Raw genomic sequence first — 13,633 nt, forward strand, 5'->3', positions numbered from 1 at the left:
AAGCATAAGGTTCAAAATTAAGATTTCACTAAAATAGATCACTGCAAACCGAGACTGCCAACTTCATTTGGTTTTTCCAATTACATTGACATATCAACCCATCAGCATATCAGCACATTACCATATTAACATCACTCTATCTCAGAAACCCTAAGTGTGTTTACCATCCCTTTATCACCAATGGGCATTGCGGCCAGGTTAATGGTGAAATCGCCTATTTCAACATAGCTTTTTTCTTTTGCAATCCGGTTAATATCGTCTATGGTTTCATCTGTACTTACAAATTTATCATAGTAGAAGGCTTTCACTCCCCAAAGTAAATTTAGCTGGGAAAGGATTCTCGTATTGGAGGTAAATACCAGAATATGTGCTTCTGGCCTCCAGGCCGAAATCTGGAAAGCGGTATATCCACTATTGGTTAAAGTACAAATTGCTTTGGCTTTAATTTCATTTGCCATATGCGCAGCGTGATAACATACAGATTTTGTAATATATCGTTTGGTACGCACGTGCGGTGGGTCGTGTGGTACGTTAATTAAGGGGGAGCTTTCTACAGTTTCCAAAATTTGAGTCATTTTTTCAATAACCTGTACGGGATATTGTCCTACCGATGTTTCTCCACTAAGCATTACCGCATCTGCTCCATCCATTACCGAGTTGGCGACATCGTTAACCTCTGCCCTGGTTGGCGTAAGACTGCTAATCATCGTCTCCATCATTTGGGTAGCAATAATCACAGGAATACGGGCTTTTTTAGCGGTAAGCACTAATTTCTTCTGAATCAACGGAACCTCCTGGGCAGGAATTTCCACTCCCAAGTCACCTCGGGCAACCATTAAACCATCACAGTAAGCAACAATTTTATCAATATTACTAACACCTTCCGGTTTCTCAATTTTAGCAATAATCGGGATCTTAAATTCACTATGTTCGCTAATAAGGTCCTGCAATTCTTTTAGATCTTCGGCGTGTCGCACAAAAGAGAGTGCCATCCAATCCACCTGCTGTTCACAAGCAAAAATGGCATCTTTCACGTCCTTTTTTGTTAAAGCAGGAAGAGAAATATTAGTATTGGGAAGGTTTACTCCTTTTTTAGATTTTAAAGGACCACCCTGAATTACTTTGGTTTTTACCTCATCCTTCTTATTGGAGCTTATTACTTCAAAGATTAATTTTCCGTCATCCAATAAGATTCGTTCACCGGCAGAAACATCTTCTGGAAAAGTCTCATAATTCATATATACACGCTCTGCGGTGCCCTTAAATTCTTTTCCGGTTGCAAAGATGATCTCATCTCCTTCTTCAACTAAGACTTCATCTTTCATAACGCCTACCCGTAATTTTGGGCCTTGTAAATCCCCAAGAATAGCGGCATTATAACCTTTTTCCTTATTTAGGTCCCTAATCATTTTGATGCGTTCTTTAACATCGTCATAATTAGCGTGTGAAAAATTAATTCTAAACACATTTACTCCTGCCTGGAGCATTTTATCTAAAGTTTGTTTAGAACTTGTTGCCGGCCCCAGGGTGGCAACAATCTTTGTTTTCTTATCTGTTGGTGTTTTTGGCATTATTCAAAAATTAAATTTTGTTTAGATTTTAAAAAATCTGTATCAATTTTATATACGGTTAAGACTTGTGGTATCTGGCCAATAGCGTGTACCAATTTATTTAGGTCTTTCCCATTTAACTCTTCCTCTATCTTAAGGAAAAAATCTACTTTTTTATACTCGGGTATTAAATTAACCTGCAGGGGGCGTACTTCTTCTTCTTCAAATAAAGAACCGGAACTCAACACCTTTTTTGGTTCACCTTTAAACTTGTTGGCCACCAAATGGTAAGACCGGTGATTTGCGAAATCTTTAAACGAAAAATGGGCATAGAATGCCTCTAAGGATTTATGGTTAAAATCTACGTCCTTTCGTTCCCTTTTTAATTGAAGGCCCAGAAACTCATTTATTAAATAAGCCATCCTGTAAGCCTCAATATTGCAGTATATAGCTATTAATCTAAAATCTTCCTCTTCAACTTCCTCCAGCAGGACTTTATGCGATTGCATAACTTTTAATTTAAGGCTAAAGATAACACATCATTGAGAATATGCCGAGTTAACTGCCTTAAAATTTGGCTATTATCTACGAAAACGTTGTAGTTGAGTGCTAATCTTTCAAATAATTAGCTTATTTTGTTTTGTAGCGCATAATAAGCCCGTTTGGCAGTTTTTTCTTCTGCTTTCTTTTTTGAAGTGGCCCTGGCTTTGGCTACCACTTTATCATCTAACCATAATTTTACCGCAAAATGCTTCATTTCATCATTCCCGGTATCCTCATAAACTTCAAACTCAAAGTCTTTCTTTTCTTTTTGGCACCATTCGATAAGCAAGCTTTTATAACTTATCACCTGTCCTTCTAACTGCTCAATATCTACATAAGGATCTATTACCCTATCGTAAATAAAGCGCTTACAATATTTATATCCTCTATCCAGGTAAATCGCACCAATTAGGGATTCAAATAAATTACCGTGAATATTAGCGCCAAATTGATCTTTAGGAATATTTGTTTCTACGTGATCTATAAGCTTTAGATCTTTTCCCAGTTCATTTAGATGTTTTCTACTCACCACCTTAGAACGCATTTTGGTAAGATAACCTTCATCACCGCCGGGCGCTACTTTGTAAAGGTGAGAGGCAATTACAGCTCCTAAAATAGCATCGCCCAAAAATTCCATGCGCTCAAAACTAATCGCGTTGCCCTTTTCATCTTTTATATTGAGGGAGCGATGGGTAAATGCTTTTCGGTAATGCAAAACATTTTTGGGTTTAAATCCCAGGGTTTTATTCAGCACCGAAAAAAAATTCCCGCTTTTATTAGAGCGGGAACTTAATATATTTCGAATAACGCCCATAATACATTAGGTTATTCTTCAAATTTTTTAAATAATAAACAAGCGTTGTGACCTCCAAAACCAAAAGTATTACTCATCACTACTTTAACATCGCGCTTTTGCGCTTTATTTAAAGTAAGATTCAATTCTGGATCAATATTTTCATCTTTATGTTGATGGTTTATGGTAGGTGGTACCATCCCGTGTTTCATAGATAAAATTGCCGAAATAGCTTCTACTGCTCCTGCAGCACCAAGCAAATGACCGGTCATTGATTTTGTTGAATTGATGTTAATATCTTTAGCATGTTCGCCAAACACTTTACTAATAGCTTTCAATTCGGCTACATCACCCAGTGGTGTTGAAGTTCCGTGGGTATTAATGGCATCCACATCATCGGGGTTCATTCCCGCATTTCTAAGACAATTTTCCATTACTGCCACAACTCCATCCCCTTCAGGATGCGGTGCTGTCATATGGTAAGCATCAGAAGACAAACCGCCACCTAATACTTCTGCATAAATTTTGGCTCCCCTGGCTTTAGCATGTTCATATTCCTCAAGAATTAAGGCACCTCCACCTTCTCCTAACACAAAACCATCACGAGTAGCATCAAAAGGTCTTGATGCTGTCTCTGGATTTTCGTTTTGTGTAGAAAGCGCATGCATGGCATTAAATCCACCCATTCCCGCTATGGTAACTGCCGCTTCAGATCCTCCTGAAACAATAACATCGCTATGTCCCAGCCTAATATTATTTAAGGCATCTATCATAGCATTTGCCGCAGAGGCACAAGCTGAAACCGTGGTGTAATTCGCTCCCATAAACCCGTGACGAATAGAGATATTACCCGGGGCAATATCTGCGATCATCTTCGGAATAAAAAAGGGATTAAACCTTGGGGTACCGTCACCGGCAGCGAAGTTCATCACTTCGTCCTGAAAAGTTTCCAATCCACCAATTCCGGCCCCCCATATTACACCAACCCGATATTTATCTACGGTATCGAGGTTGATGCCGGAATCTTGAATAGCTTCATCTGAAGCTACAATGGCATATTGGGCAAACCTATCCAGCCTTCTTACTTCCTTGCGGTCAAAAAAGTCTAGCGGGTTATAGTTTTTGAGTTCACAAGCGAATTTGGTCTTGAATTTTTCGGTATCGAAATAGGTAATAGGTGCACCACCACTTTTTCCGGTCACCAAAGCCTCCCAATATTCATCAATATTGTTACCAATGGGGGTTAGGGCTCCCAGCCCCGTTACTACAACTCGCTTTAACTCCATATGGCCTATACTCTTTTTATTTCTTTGCGTCTTCAATATAAGAAATTGCCTGACCTACTGTGGCAATATTCTCAGCCTGATCATCTGGAATCTGGATATCGAATTCTTTCTCAAATTCCATAATTAGTTCCACTGTGTCCAATGAATCAGCACCCAAGTCGTTGGTGAAGCTTGCTTCGTTAACCACTTCGTTCTCGTCAACTCCTAACTTGTCAACGATAATCGCTTTTACTCTTGATGCAATGTCTGACATAATATTCTATTTTAATTTTGATTAGGTGGCAAAAATAAAAAACTTTATTTTAAAACCGATTTTTACTTTAAAAATGTGATTGTAATTTACATAATTTCCTCGAAAGGACTTAATTTTATGCACTAATAATACTTAACTCGCTTATTTTGAACCACCTAAAAAATACCGACCAGAAAAAAATTGTGATTTTCGCATCGGGCACAGGCACCAATGCCGAAAATATAATTAAATTCTTTCAAAAATCTTCTCAAGCCGCAGTAGTGGCGGTCTTTTCCAATAAACGATCGGCAAAGGTACTAAGAAAAGCTCATAATCATAATATAAAAGCCTTGCATTTTGATAGAGATGCCCTATATAATAGTAATGAAGTGCTGCATATCTTGCAGGATATCAATCCAGATTTGATTGTTTTGGCGGGCTTTATGTGGATTTTTCCTGCAAATATTATTAAAAAATTTCCTGATAAAATTATAAATATTCATCCCGCCCTGTTACCCAGGTATGGGGGCAAAGGGATGTATGGTATGAAAGTACACCAAAAGATTATTGAGAATAAAGAAAAAGAAAGTGGTATTAGCATTCACTATGTGAACGAAAAATATGATGAAGGCGAAATAATCCTGCAGGCGAGAACCCAAGTTTTAGAAGGTGACACACCAGAAAGCCTGGCAGAGAAAATACACCAATTAGAATACAAACACTTTCCTGAAGTTATTCAGCAATTATTGGAGGAAAAATAATGACAAATCAAACAGCGCAGGTTCATATTTATACCGATGGAGCAGCCAGGGGAAATCCAGGCCCCGGCGGCTATGGAATCGTGATGGAGTGGGTAGGCAAAGGCTATCGTAAAGAATTCGCTAAAGGCTACAAACACACCACCAATAACAGAATGGAACTACTTGCAGTTATAGAAGCGCTCAAAAAACTTAAAAAACCGGGAATTAGCGCCATAGTTTTCACAGATTCTAAGTACGTGGCAGATGCCGTAAACAAAAAATGGGTTTTTAACTGGGAGAAAAAAAACTTTAAAGATCGCAAAAATGCCGATCTGTGGATTGATTTTCTTAAAGAATTCCGTAAACACGACGTAAGGTTTAGATGGATTAAAGGACATAATAACCATAAACAAAACGAACGTTGCGATGCACTTGCGGTAGCCGCTTCTAAAGAGAAAAAATTACTAATAGACGAAGGCTTTTTAGAATCTTAATAAACCAGGTTATTTAAGCTTTTATGCTTAGAGTGCTTTTAAAAACAAACTGTATATTTGCAGCATCTTTTTTAAAACTAATTATGAGTAAATTATTGATTGTAGGCACAGTAGCCTTCGACGCTATAGAAACACCTTTTGGAAAAACCGATAAAATTTTAGGAGGAGCAGGAACTTACATAGGCCTTTCGGCTTCTCAATTTAATGTTGATAGCGCAGTAGTGTCTATTGTAGGAGACGATTTTCCGCAGGATTATTTAGACCTACTCACTAAAAATAATATTAATATTGATGGAATCGAAGTAGTTCCCGGCGGAAAAACCTTCTTCTGGAGTGGCCGTTACCACAACGATTTAAATGCCAGGGACACCTTAGACACCCAATTAAACGTGCTGGCCGATTTTAATCCAGTGGTGCCAAACAATTATAAAGATGCTGAAATTGTGATGCTGGGAAATTTACATCCCTTGGTTCAACTAAGCGTTTTAGAACAAGTGGAAAATCCTAAATTAGTGATTTTAGACACTATGAATTTTTGGATGGATAATGCTTTAGATGATCTACTAAACGTGATAAGCAAAGTAGATGTGATCACAATTAACGATGAAGAAGCAAGACAACTTTCTGGCGAATATTCTTTGGCCAAAGCGGCAAAAAAGATAGCCACTATGGGACCAAAATATGTGGTGATAAAAAAAGGAGAACACGGCGCTTTATTATTCCACGAAGAGGAAGTATTCTTCGCCCCCGCCCTACCATTGGATGAAGTTTTTGACCCAACCGGTGCCGGCGATACTTTTGCTGGTGGCTTTGCAGGTTATTTAGCGGCTTCTAGCGACATTAGTTTTGAAAACATGAAAAACGCCATTATTTACGGGTCCAACCTGGCTTCTTTTTGTGTTGAGAAATTTGGTACCGAAAGAATGGAAAAGCTTTCTAAAGACGAAGTTCGCTCCCGTCTTGCAGCCTTTAAAAAATTAACTCAATTTGAAATAGAATTAACTTAAAAACACAGGCCCTGATTTTTCAGGGCATTTTTTTTACATAAAAGCATTAAAAACACCTGGAAGTATTTATTATGAGTGACGCCCTAAAACACGAATGCGGAATTGCCCAAGTACGCTTACTGAAACCCCTGGAATATTACAAAGAGAAGTATGGCACCGCTTTCTACGGAATTAACAAAATGTATTTAATGATGGAAAAACAGCATAACCGTGGCCAGGACGGGGCTGGTTTTGCCAATATTAAATTGAATACTGCGCCGGGAGATCGCTACATTAGTCGTATTCGTTCTAATGAAGCGCAACCTATTCAGGATATTTTTGAACAGATTAACAGCAGGATCAATTCAGAAATAAAAGAAAATCCCGAGTATGCCAATGATGTTAGCTTACAAAAAAAGCACCTGCCTTATGTGGGCGAAGTGTATCTTGGGCATGTAAGATATGGCACTTTTGGAAAAAACAGCATTGAAAGTGTTCATCCGTTTCTTAGACAGAACAATTGGATGCACAGAAATTTAATCGTCGCCGGTAACTTTAATATGACCAATGTAAATCAGCTTTTTAACAGCCTGGTGGAATTGGGGCAACATCCCAAGGAAAAAGCCGATACTGTGACCGTGATGGAAAAGATTGGTCATTTTCTAGATTCTGAAGTAGAAAAACTTTACAATAAGCTTAAAAAACAAGGCTTTAGTAAAGTTGAAGCTTCTCCTGTGATTGCAAAGAAACTAAATGTTGCTAAAATTCTGAAGAAGTCTGCGAAGACCTGGGACGGCGGTTATGCGATGGCCGGCTTACTAGGGCACGGTGATTCTTTTGTACTTCGGGATCCCGCGGGAATTAGACCTGCTTATTATTACAAAGACGATGAAGTGGTAGTTGTCGCTTCGGAAAGACCGGTAATTCAAACTGCTTTCAATGTAGATTTTAACGATGTACATGAGCTTCCCCCGGGGAATGCCATCATCACCAAAAAAAGCGGAAAGGTTTCCATAAAAGAAATTCTAAAACCTTTAGAACGAAAAGCCTGTTCCTTTGAACGTATTTATTTCTCCCGCGGAAGCGATGCCGAAATTTATAAGGAACGAAAAATGTTGGGTCGTTTATTAATGCCCGAAGTTTTAAAATCTATAGACCACGATACCATTAATACGGTATTTTCTTTTATTCCGAATACCGCTGAAACAAGTTTCTATGGGATGGTAGAAGCTGCACAAGATGAGCTTAACAAACAGAAGAACGATGCGATTTTGGAGGAAAAGGAAACACTCACAGATGCGCGTCTCAAAGAAATCCTGGCGCATAGGTTACGCACCGAAAAAATAGCCATTAAAGATGTAAAACTAAGAACTTTTATTACCGAAGACAGTAGTCGGGATGATCTGGTAGCGCATGTTTATGATGTTACTTATGGTGTGGTGCGACCAAAGGACAACCTGGTAATTATAGACGATAGTATTGTGCGAGGCACCACTTTAAAGAAAAGTATTATTAAAATGCTCGATAGACTTAATCCTGAACAAATTGTCATCGTCTCTTCAGCGCCACAAATTCGCTATCCAGATTGTTATGGGATAGATATGGCACGCTTAGAAGACCTGGTAGCTTTTAGGGCGACCCTCGAGCTTCTAAAGGACCACAATAAATACGAATTGGTTAAGGAAGTTTATGAAAAATGTAAGCTGCAAGTAGATCTCGCCGATGAAGAGGTAAAAAACTTTGTAAAAGAAATTTACGAACCCTTTAGCGACCAGCAGATTTCAGATAAAATTTCAGAATTAATTTGCGATAAAGATGTCAATGCAAAAGTAAAAGTAATCTATCAAACGGTGGACAATCTTCACAAGGCCTGCCCTAAGAACCTGGGAGACTGGTACTTTACAGGAAACTACCCCACCTTTGGCGGGAATCGCGTAGTGAACAGAGCTTTTATAAATTTCTTTGAAGGAAATACCGATAGAGCTTATTAATGCCGTTAATCAATTTTTTGTGCCGTTCGTCTAAAATCATTTTGGAGACTGAAAAGTTTCTATACATTAGCATCACCATAACATAAGTAGGTTAAGTTTATGGTAGATTTGGGGCAAAAAAAGGTGAATCTCTCGATTCGCCTTTTTTTATGCTTTTTTATGTTCTAAAATAATTCCAAAGTCTGGCATGGGGTATGAAAGCCTCCTTCTTTAAAAGAAAGATGGCTTGAACATGATCACAAACTGAAGTTATTTAATCAGAAACATCCTCATTTTCCTACATTTATATTTAAAAAAGTTAGTTTATCTAATATTTTAACTCTTAGACTAAAATATTTTGTAATAAGCAATATTCATTCTACTTTGGTGCTACCATAACGTAAGTAGGTTAAGTTCATGGTAGATTTGGGGCAAAGAAAGGCAGATTTTTTCAAATCTGCCTTTTTTTATTTTGAACAATCTGCGCTACAATGGCTCTAAAACTTAAGGAAAAATTAGGCGAAACTATTTTTGTGATTTTCTTTAATCTTCGTGACAAATTTTGTGTTTGTAAAAACCGGTTATTTGAGATAAAACCACAATCACTGTAATAATTAAAAATATTCGTGCATTCGTGGCAACTTTTCATATTTTAAATCTCAATTCATTTCTTTTATTCCTTCAATTTTCAATTAGGTTCAAATTTAAAATTGCAAAGATCTTTTCATTTACATAAAACACAAATCCTACTCTATAAAACATTTATTTTCCTACAATTATGCTTCAAAAGTTATAGTTCAACTAATATTTTAACCTTTAAACTAAAAAAGTTTGTAGTAAGCAATATTCATTATACTTTGGTACCACCATAACGTAAGTAGGTTAAGTTCATGGTAGATTTGGGGCAAAGAAAGGTAGATTTGAAAAAATCTACCTTTTTTTATTTTAAAAATTCAGCATAAAAAAAGACCGCTAAAAGCGGCCTTTTTATTCATAGTATTTAATAAGGAAGTTTCTTATTTATGCTTTGCATATCTACTACCTACTTCTTTCCAGTCAATTACATTGAAAAAAGCATCAATATACTCTGGACGTTTATTCTGGTAGTTTAAATAATAAGCGTGCTCCCAAACATCGATTCCCAGAATTGGAGTTCCTTCACATCCAATTCCCGGCATTAGTGGGTTATCCTGATTTGCTGTAGAGCAAATTTCTACTTTTCCACCTTCGTGCACACAAAGCCATGCCCAACCAGAACCAAATTGTCCTGCAGCCGCTTTAGAAAACTCTTCTTTAAAAGCATCAAAAGAACCAAAAGCATTGTCGATAGCCTTTTCCAGCTCGCCGCTTGGCTTTCCGCCACCATCGGGAGACATTATTTCCCAGAATAAACGGTGGTTGTAAAATCCGCCACCATTATTTCTTACTGCTTTATTGGATTTATCAAGATTTTCAAGAATGTTTTCAATATTCTTTCCTTCTAAATCTGTTCCTTCTATCGCAGCATTTAATTTTTTAGTATAACCTGCGTGATGCTTTCCGTGGTGAATTTCCATGGTTTTAGCATCTATATGTGGTTCTAATGCATCAAATGCATATTTTAACTTCGGTAACTCAAAAGCCATATTAATATTTTTTTAGTGATTAGTATTAAATTCACTCAAATTTAGGTATTAAGGTGTTTAATGAAAACATTTTAATGTTATAAATTACTTAAAAGCCGTTCCAAACAGGGAAAACATTTTTATTTTACCTTTAACCCGCATATTTCACGTATTTACCAAAAAATACTTTTTGTTGTGAATTAATTCCGAAAAAATCGAAATGGTTGAACTTCATAGCTCTAGACCAGTCAGTATTTTTTAAGATTAATCTCAATTAAAACCAATTTTCAAAAAACAATGCAGCATTGAAAAATAAGTTTACCATATATAATGCTTCCGCCGGCTCTGGAAAAACCTTCACCCTGGTGAAAGAATACCTACTTCTACTTTTTGAAAGCAAGCGCCCCGATGCTTTTAAAAATATTCTCGCTATTACCTTTACCAATAAGGCTGTAGCCGAAATGAAAACCAGGATTATTGAAAGTCTTAAAGCTTTTACTGCTGAAGAAACCAATAAAGGTAACAATCCGCTTTTTCAGGCTATTTTAGAAGAAACCAATTTATCTGAAGCAGAGCTTAAAACAAAAGCCGCAAAGATCTTAAAAAGCATTATTCACAATTACGCCGGTTTTGAAGTCTCTACTATAGACGGCTTTACCCACCGGGTGTTGCGCACTTTTGCCAAAGATCTTGGTTTACCGGTTAATTTTGAAATTGCCCTAAACACGCATCAAATTTTGCTGGAAGCTGTAGAACGTTTGGTAAGTAAAGCGGGGACAGAAAAAGAACTCACTAAAATTCTTGTCGCTTTTGCTCTAAGTAAGACCGATGAAGACAAAAGTTGGGATATTACCAAAGACCTTTTTGAAATTTCCAGACTACTTGTTGGTGAAAACAATCAGGAGGCTCTCAAGAAATTAGAAAACAAAACCACGGCTGATTTCCAAAAATTCAAGAAACAGGTAAATGAGGAAATAGACAAAACCCAGGACCTTATTGAAGAGATGGTAACACAGTTTTTCGATTTACTGCAAAACCATAATTTAGATGAAAAAGACTTTACCCGTGGCTCGGTTCCCAAACATTTTAAAAAACTACAAGAAGGCCAGAAGATAGCCGACTTCAATTTAAAATGGATGCAAAATCTGGAAACAGATCCACTTTATGCTAAGTCCAATAAAAATGGAGCGATAAGAAATGCCTTAGACGATATTCAACCCATAGTGGTGAGCTCTTTTGAAATTTCTAAACGAGCATACTTAGAATTAGAGTTTCTCAAGGAAATAAGAAAAAACATCACTCAGCTTTCTTTATTGAACGCCATTAATCAGGAAGTTGAAGCCATAAAAAGCGAGCGGAATTTTATCTTAATTTCAGAATTTAACCCAAAAATAAGCGAGCAGGTGAAAAATCAACCTGCACCCTTTATTTATGAACGGCTGGGAGAACGTTACCAAAACTATTTTATAGACGAATTTCAGGACACCTCGCAAATGCAATGGGAAAACCTTATCCCGCTTATTGAAAACAGGCTTTCTTCAGAAAACACCGAAGAACCGGCCAGCGCGATGTTGGTTGGAGATGCTAAACAATCTATTTATCGTTGGCGGGGCGGGAAAGCCGAACAATTTATAGACCTTAGCCTAAATATTAATCCGTTTAGTATTGAAAAAGAGGTAAAGAACCTGCCAGATAATTACCGAAGCGGCAGTGAGCTGGTAAACTTCAACAATAGCTTTTTTAATTTTGCTTCAGCTTATTTACAAAATAAATCGTACTCCAAATTATTTGAAGATAGTTCGCAAAACCCCAAAAAGGGCGATTTTGGCTATGTGAATTTAAGTTTTATAGACGCTAAAAATGCCGATGAAGAACACGAATTATATCCCGAAAAAATCTTAGAGATTATCCAAAATCTGGAAAATAAAGATTTTAAGAAAGGGGACATTTGTATTCTAACGCGCCGACGAAGTGAAGGAATTAATATTGCAAATTATTTAAGTGAGCAAAATATCCCGGTAGTTTCTTCGGAAACCCTTCTGGTAGCCAATGCACCGGAAGTCAACTTTATCGTTGCACTACTGGAATTTTCCTTAACGCCAAATGACAATAATTTAAAATTGGAAATTTTCGATTTTCTGGCAGATTTCCTGCAAATTGAAGACCGGTTTTCAAATATCTCTTCCAATTTACAAAAAAACGGATCACATTTTTTCGACTGGCTAAAGGACTATGAACTACATTTTGAGCTGCAAAAAATAAAGCAACTTTCCATATATGAGGCGGCCGAATATATCATAAGAAGTTTTAACCTGGTGCCGGGTTCCAATGCCTATATTCAATTTTTCCTGGATTTCATCTTTGAAAGCACACAAAAAGCCACCTCTGGTATCACAGATTTCCTGGAACTATGGGAGCAGGAAAAAGAAAGTTTAAGCATAGTAGTACCTAAAGCTGAAGATGCTGTACAAATCATGACCATCCATAAATCTAAAGGTTTAGAGTTTCCCGTGGTAATTTACCCTTACGCGAATTCAGATTTTAAAGATACCCGTATGGATTCGGTTTGGTTAACTATGGAGCCTCCCTTAAATGAAATTCCTGTGAATTATCTAAGCGCATCAGAAAAAATGCTGAATTGGGGTGCCCACGCATCGGCAGTTTTTTCAGAATTAATTGAGCAGAAAGAACTAGACACACTTAACGTATTATATGTAGCCTGTACCCGGGCTTCGCAACAACTCTATCTTCTAAGTAAAAAGGAGATCGATAAAAAAGGCAACGAAAAACCTTATAAAACTTCTGGCTTATTGATTGGATTTTTAAAACAAGTTGGCATGTGGAATGACAATGAGTCAACTTATGAATTTGGTGAAATTGGGACACCAACGCCTTCTAAAACGGAAACAGCTACTTCAATTTCCCAAAAATTCTATTCTTCGGCTACTCAAAATAAAGCAGTAAATATTGTAACAAAATCTGGGATGTTATGGGACAGCAAACAAGAAGAAGCCATTGAAAAAGGGGAAATTCTTCACGATTTGCTCGCACAAATAGATTATAAGCAGCAGGTGGGACCGGTAGTAGAGAAAGCGGTAAGCAATGGGGTAATCACTAAAAATTCCGCAGAAAAAATTGAAAAATTATTACTGGAGATCACCAATCACGAACAACTTTCGTCCTTCTACGATGAAGATGCATTAAATTATAATGAACGAGATATTTTAAGCCCGGAAGGAAAACGCCTGCGCCCAGATAGATTAAATATTTTGGGAAATACGATAAATATAATAGATTATAAAACGGGGAGTTACCATACTTCCCATGAAAACCAAATTAATAACTACGCCAGTGTCCTGGAAGAGATGGGTTACAGCGTAGCCAGTAAAAACCTGGTTTATACAAATAAGTCGCTAAAAGTTCGCCTTGTATAAA

The 13,633-nt window shown here is 37.2% G+C and carries 11 protein-coding genes; 5 read left to right on the top strand and 6 right to left on the bottom strand.

Features of this window, described 5'->3' with window-relative positions:
- Nucleotides 1-131: 131 nt before the first annotated feature.
- The 5 genes from pyk to BUA71_RS12045 all read right to left on the bottom strand — a co-directional run bounded on the left by pyk (nucleotide 132) and on the right by BUA71_RS12045 (nucleotide 4,425).
- Nucleotides 132-1,571: a pyruvate kinase gene (gene pyk, locus BUA71_RS12025; protein ID WP_072880094.1), complete on the bottom strand. Its 1,440-nt coding sequence runs from the start codon at nucleotides 1,569-1,571 to the stop codon at nucleotides 132-134.
- Nucleotides 1,571-2,059: an IPExxxVDY family protein gene (locus BUA71_RS12030; protein WP_072880097.1), complete on the bottom strand. Its 489-nt coding sequence runs from the start codon at nucleotides 2,057-2,059 to the stop codon at nucleotides 1,571-1,573. Before BUA71_RS12030 ends, pyk begins: the two co-directional genes overlap by 1 nt.
- 116 nt (nucleotides 2,060-2,175) lie before the next feature.
- A complete protein-coding gene (gene rnc / locus BUA71_RS12035; protein WP_072880099.1) occupies nucleotides 2,176-2,907 on the bottom strand; it encodes a ribonuclease III in 732 nt (243 codons plus the stop codon).
- 11 nt (nucleotides 2,908-2,918) lie between these two features.
- On the bottom strand, nucleotides 2,919-4,172 hold the full coding sequence (gene fabF / locus BUA71_RS12040) for a beta-ketoacyl-ACP synthase II (protein WP_072880101.1): 1,254 nt from the start codon (nucleotides 4,170-4,172) through the stop codon (nucleotides 2,919-2,921).
- Between the two features lie 16 nt (nucleotides 4,173-4,188).
- Complete coding sequence (locus tag BUA71_RS12045; protein ID WP_013069791.1) at nucleotides 4,189-4,425, bottom strand: acyl carrier protein; 237 nt, start codon at nucleotides 4,423-4,425, stop codon at nucleotides 4,189-4,191.
- Between the two features lie 146 nt (nucleotides 4,426-4,571).
- Between BUA71_RS12045 and purN the strand changes: the two genes are divergently transcribed.
- The 4 genes from purN to BUA71_RS12065 all read left to right on the top strand — a co-directional run bounded on the left by purN (nucleotide 4,572) and on the right by BUA71_RS12065 (nucleotide 8,615).
- Nucleotides 4,572-5,165 carry a phosphoribosylglycinamide formyltransferase gene (gene purN / locus BUA71_RS12050; RefSeq protein WP_072880103.1) on the top strand — a complete coding sequence of 198 codons (594 nt, stop codon included), beginning with the start codon at nucleotides 4,572-4,574 and terminating at the stop codon, nucleotides 5,163-5,165.
- The gene (gene rnhA, locus BUA71_RS12055) at nucleotides 5,165-5,638 is read left to right on the top strand and encodes a ribonuclease HI (protein ID WP_072880105.1); all 474 of its coding nucleotides are present in this window, start codon (nucleotides 5,165-5,167) and stop codon (nucleotides 5,636-5,638) included. The genes purN and rnhA overlap by 1 nt, the downstream gene beginning before the upstream one ends.
- An 83-nt stretch (nucleotides 5,639-5,721) precedes the next feature.
- A complete protein-coding gene (locus BUA71_RS12060; RefSeq protein ID WP_072880107.1) occupies nucleotides 5,722-6,645 on the top strand; it encodes a PfkB family carbohydrate kinase in 924 nt (307 codons plus the stop codon).
- A 71-nt stretch (nucleotides 6,646-6,716) separates the two neighbouring features.
- The gene (locus BUA71_RS12065) at nucleotides 6,717-8,615 is read left to right on the top strand and encodes an amidophosphoribosyltransferase (protein WP_072880121.1); all 1,899 of its coding nucleotides are present in this window, start codon (nucleotides 6,717-6,719) and stop codon (nucleotides 8,613-8,615) included.
- Nucleotides 8,616-9,610: 995 nt separating this feature from the next.
- On the opposite strand, the gene BUA71_RS12070 is transcribed toward BUA71_RS12065, so the two are convergent.
- On the bottom strand, nucleotides 9,611-10,219 hold the full coding sequence (locus tag BUA71_RS12070) for a superoxide dismutase (protein ID WP_072880123.1): 609 nt from the start codon (nucleotides 10,217-10,219) through the stop codon (nucleotides 9,611-9,613).
- Between the two features lie 284 nt (nucleotides 10,220-10,503).
- Between BUA71_RS12070 and BUA71_RS12075 the strand changes: the two genes are divergently transcribed.
- Nucleotides 10,504-13,632, top strand: coding sequence for a UvrD-helicase domain-containing protein (locus BUA71_RS12075; protein ID WP_072880125.1), 3,129 nt, complete (start codon nucleotides 10,504-10,506; stop codon nucleotides 13,630-13,632).
- Nucleotide 13,633: the final 1 nt, after the last annotated feature.

The sequence above is a fragment of the Salegentibacter echinorum genome (assembly GCF_900129445.1).
Lineage (GTDB): Bacteria > Bacteroidota > Bacteroidia > Flavobacteriales > Flavobacteriaceae > Salegentibacter > Salegentibacter echinorum.

Excerpts from the sequence above, each read along its gene's own strand:
- BUA71_RS12060 (WP_072880107.1), top strand. The coding sequence starts at position 5,722 with ATGAGTAAATTATTGATTGTAGGCACAGTAGCCTTCGACGCTATAGAA.
- BUA71_RS12065 (WP_072880121.1), top strand. The coding sequence starts at position 6,717 with ATGAGTGACGCCCTAAAACACGAATGCGGAATTGCCCAAGTACGCTTA.
- fabF (WP_072880101.1), bottom strand. The coding sequence starts at position 4,172 with ATGGAGTTAAAGCGAGTTGTAGTAACGGGGCTGGGAGCCCTAACCCCC.
- rnhA (WP_072880105.1), top strand. The coding sequence starts at position 5,165 with ATGACAAATCAAACAGCGCAGGTTCATATTTATACCGATGGAGCAGCC.
- BUA71_RS12070 (WP_072880123.1), bottom strand. The coding sequence starts at position 10,219 with ATGGCTTTTGAGTTACCGAAGTTAAAATATGCATTTGATGCATTAGAA.
- BUA71_RS12030 (WP_072880097.1), bottom strand. The coding sequence starts at position 2,059 with ATGCAATCGCATAAAGTCCTGCTGGAGGAAGTTGAAGAGGAAGATTTT.
- pyk (WP_072880094.1), bottom strand. The coding sequence starts at position 1,571 with ATGCCAAAAACACCAACAGATAAGAAAACAAAGATTGTTGCCACCCTG.
- BUA71_RS12045 (WP_013069791.1), bottom strand. The coding sequence starts at position 4,425 with ATGTCAGACATTGCATCAAGAGTAAAAGCGATTATCGTTGACAAGTTA.
- rnc (WP_072880099.1), bottom strand. The coding sequence starts at position 2,907 with ATGGGCGTTATTCGAAATATATTAAGTTCCCGCTCTAATAAAAGCGGG.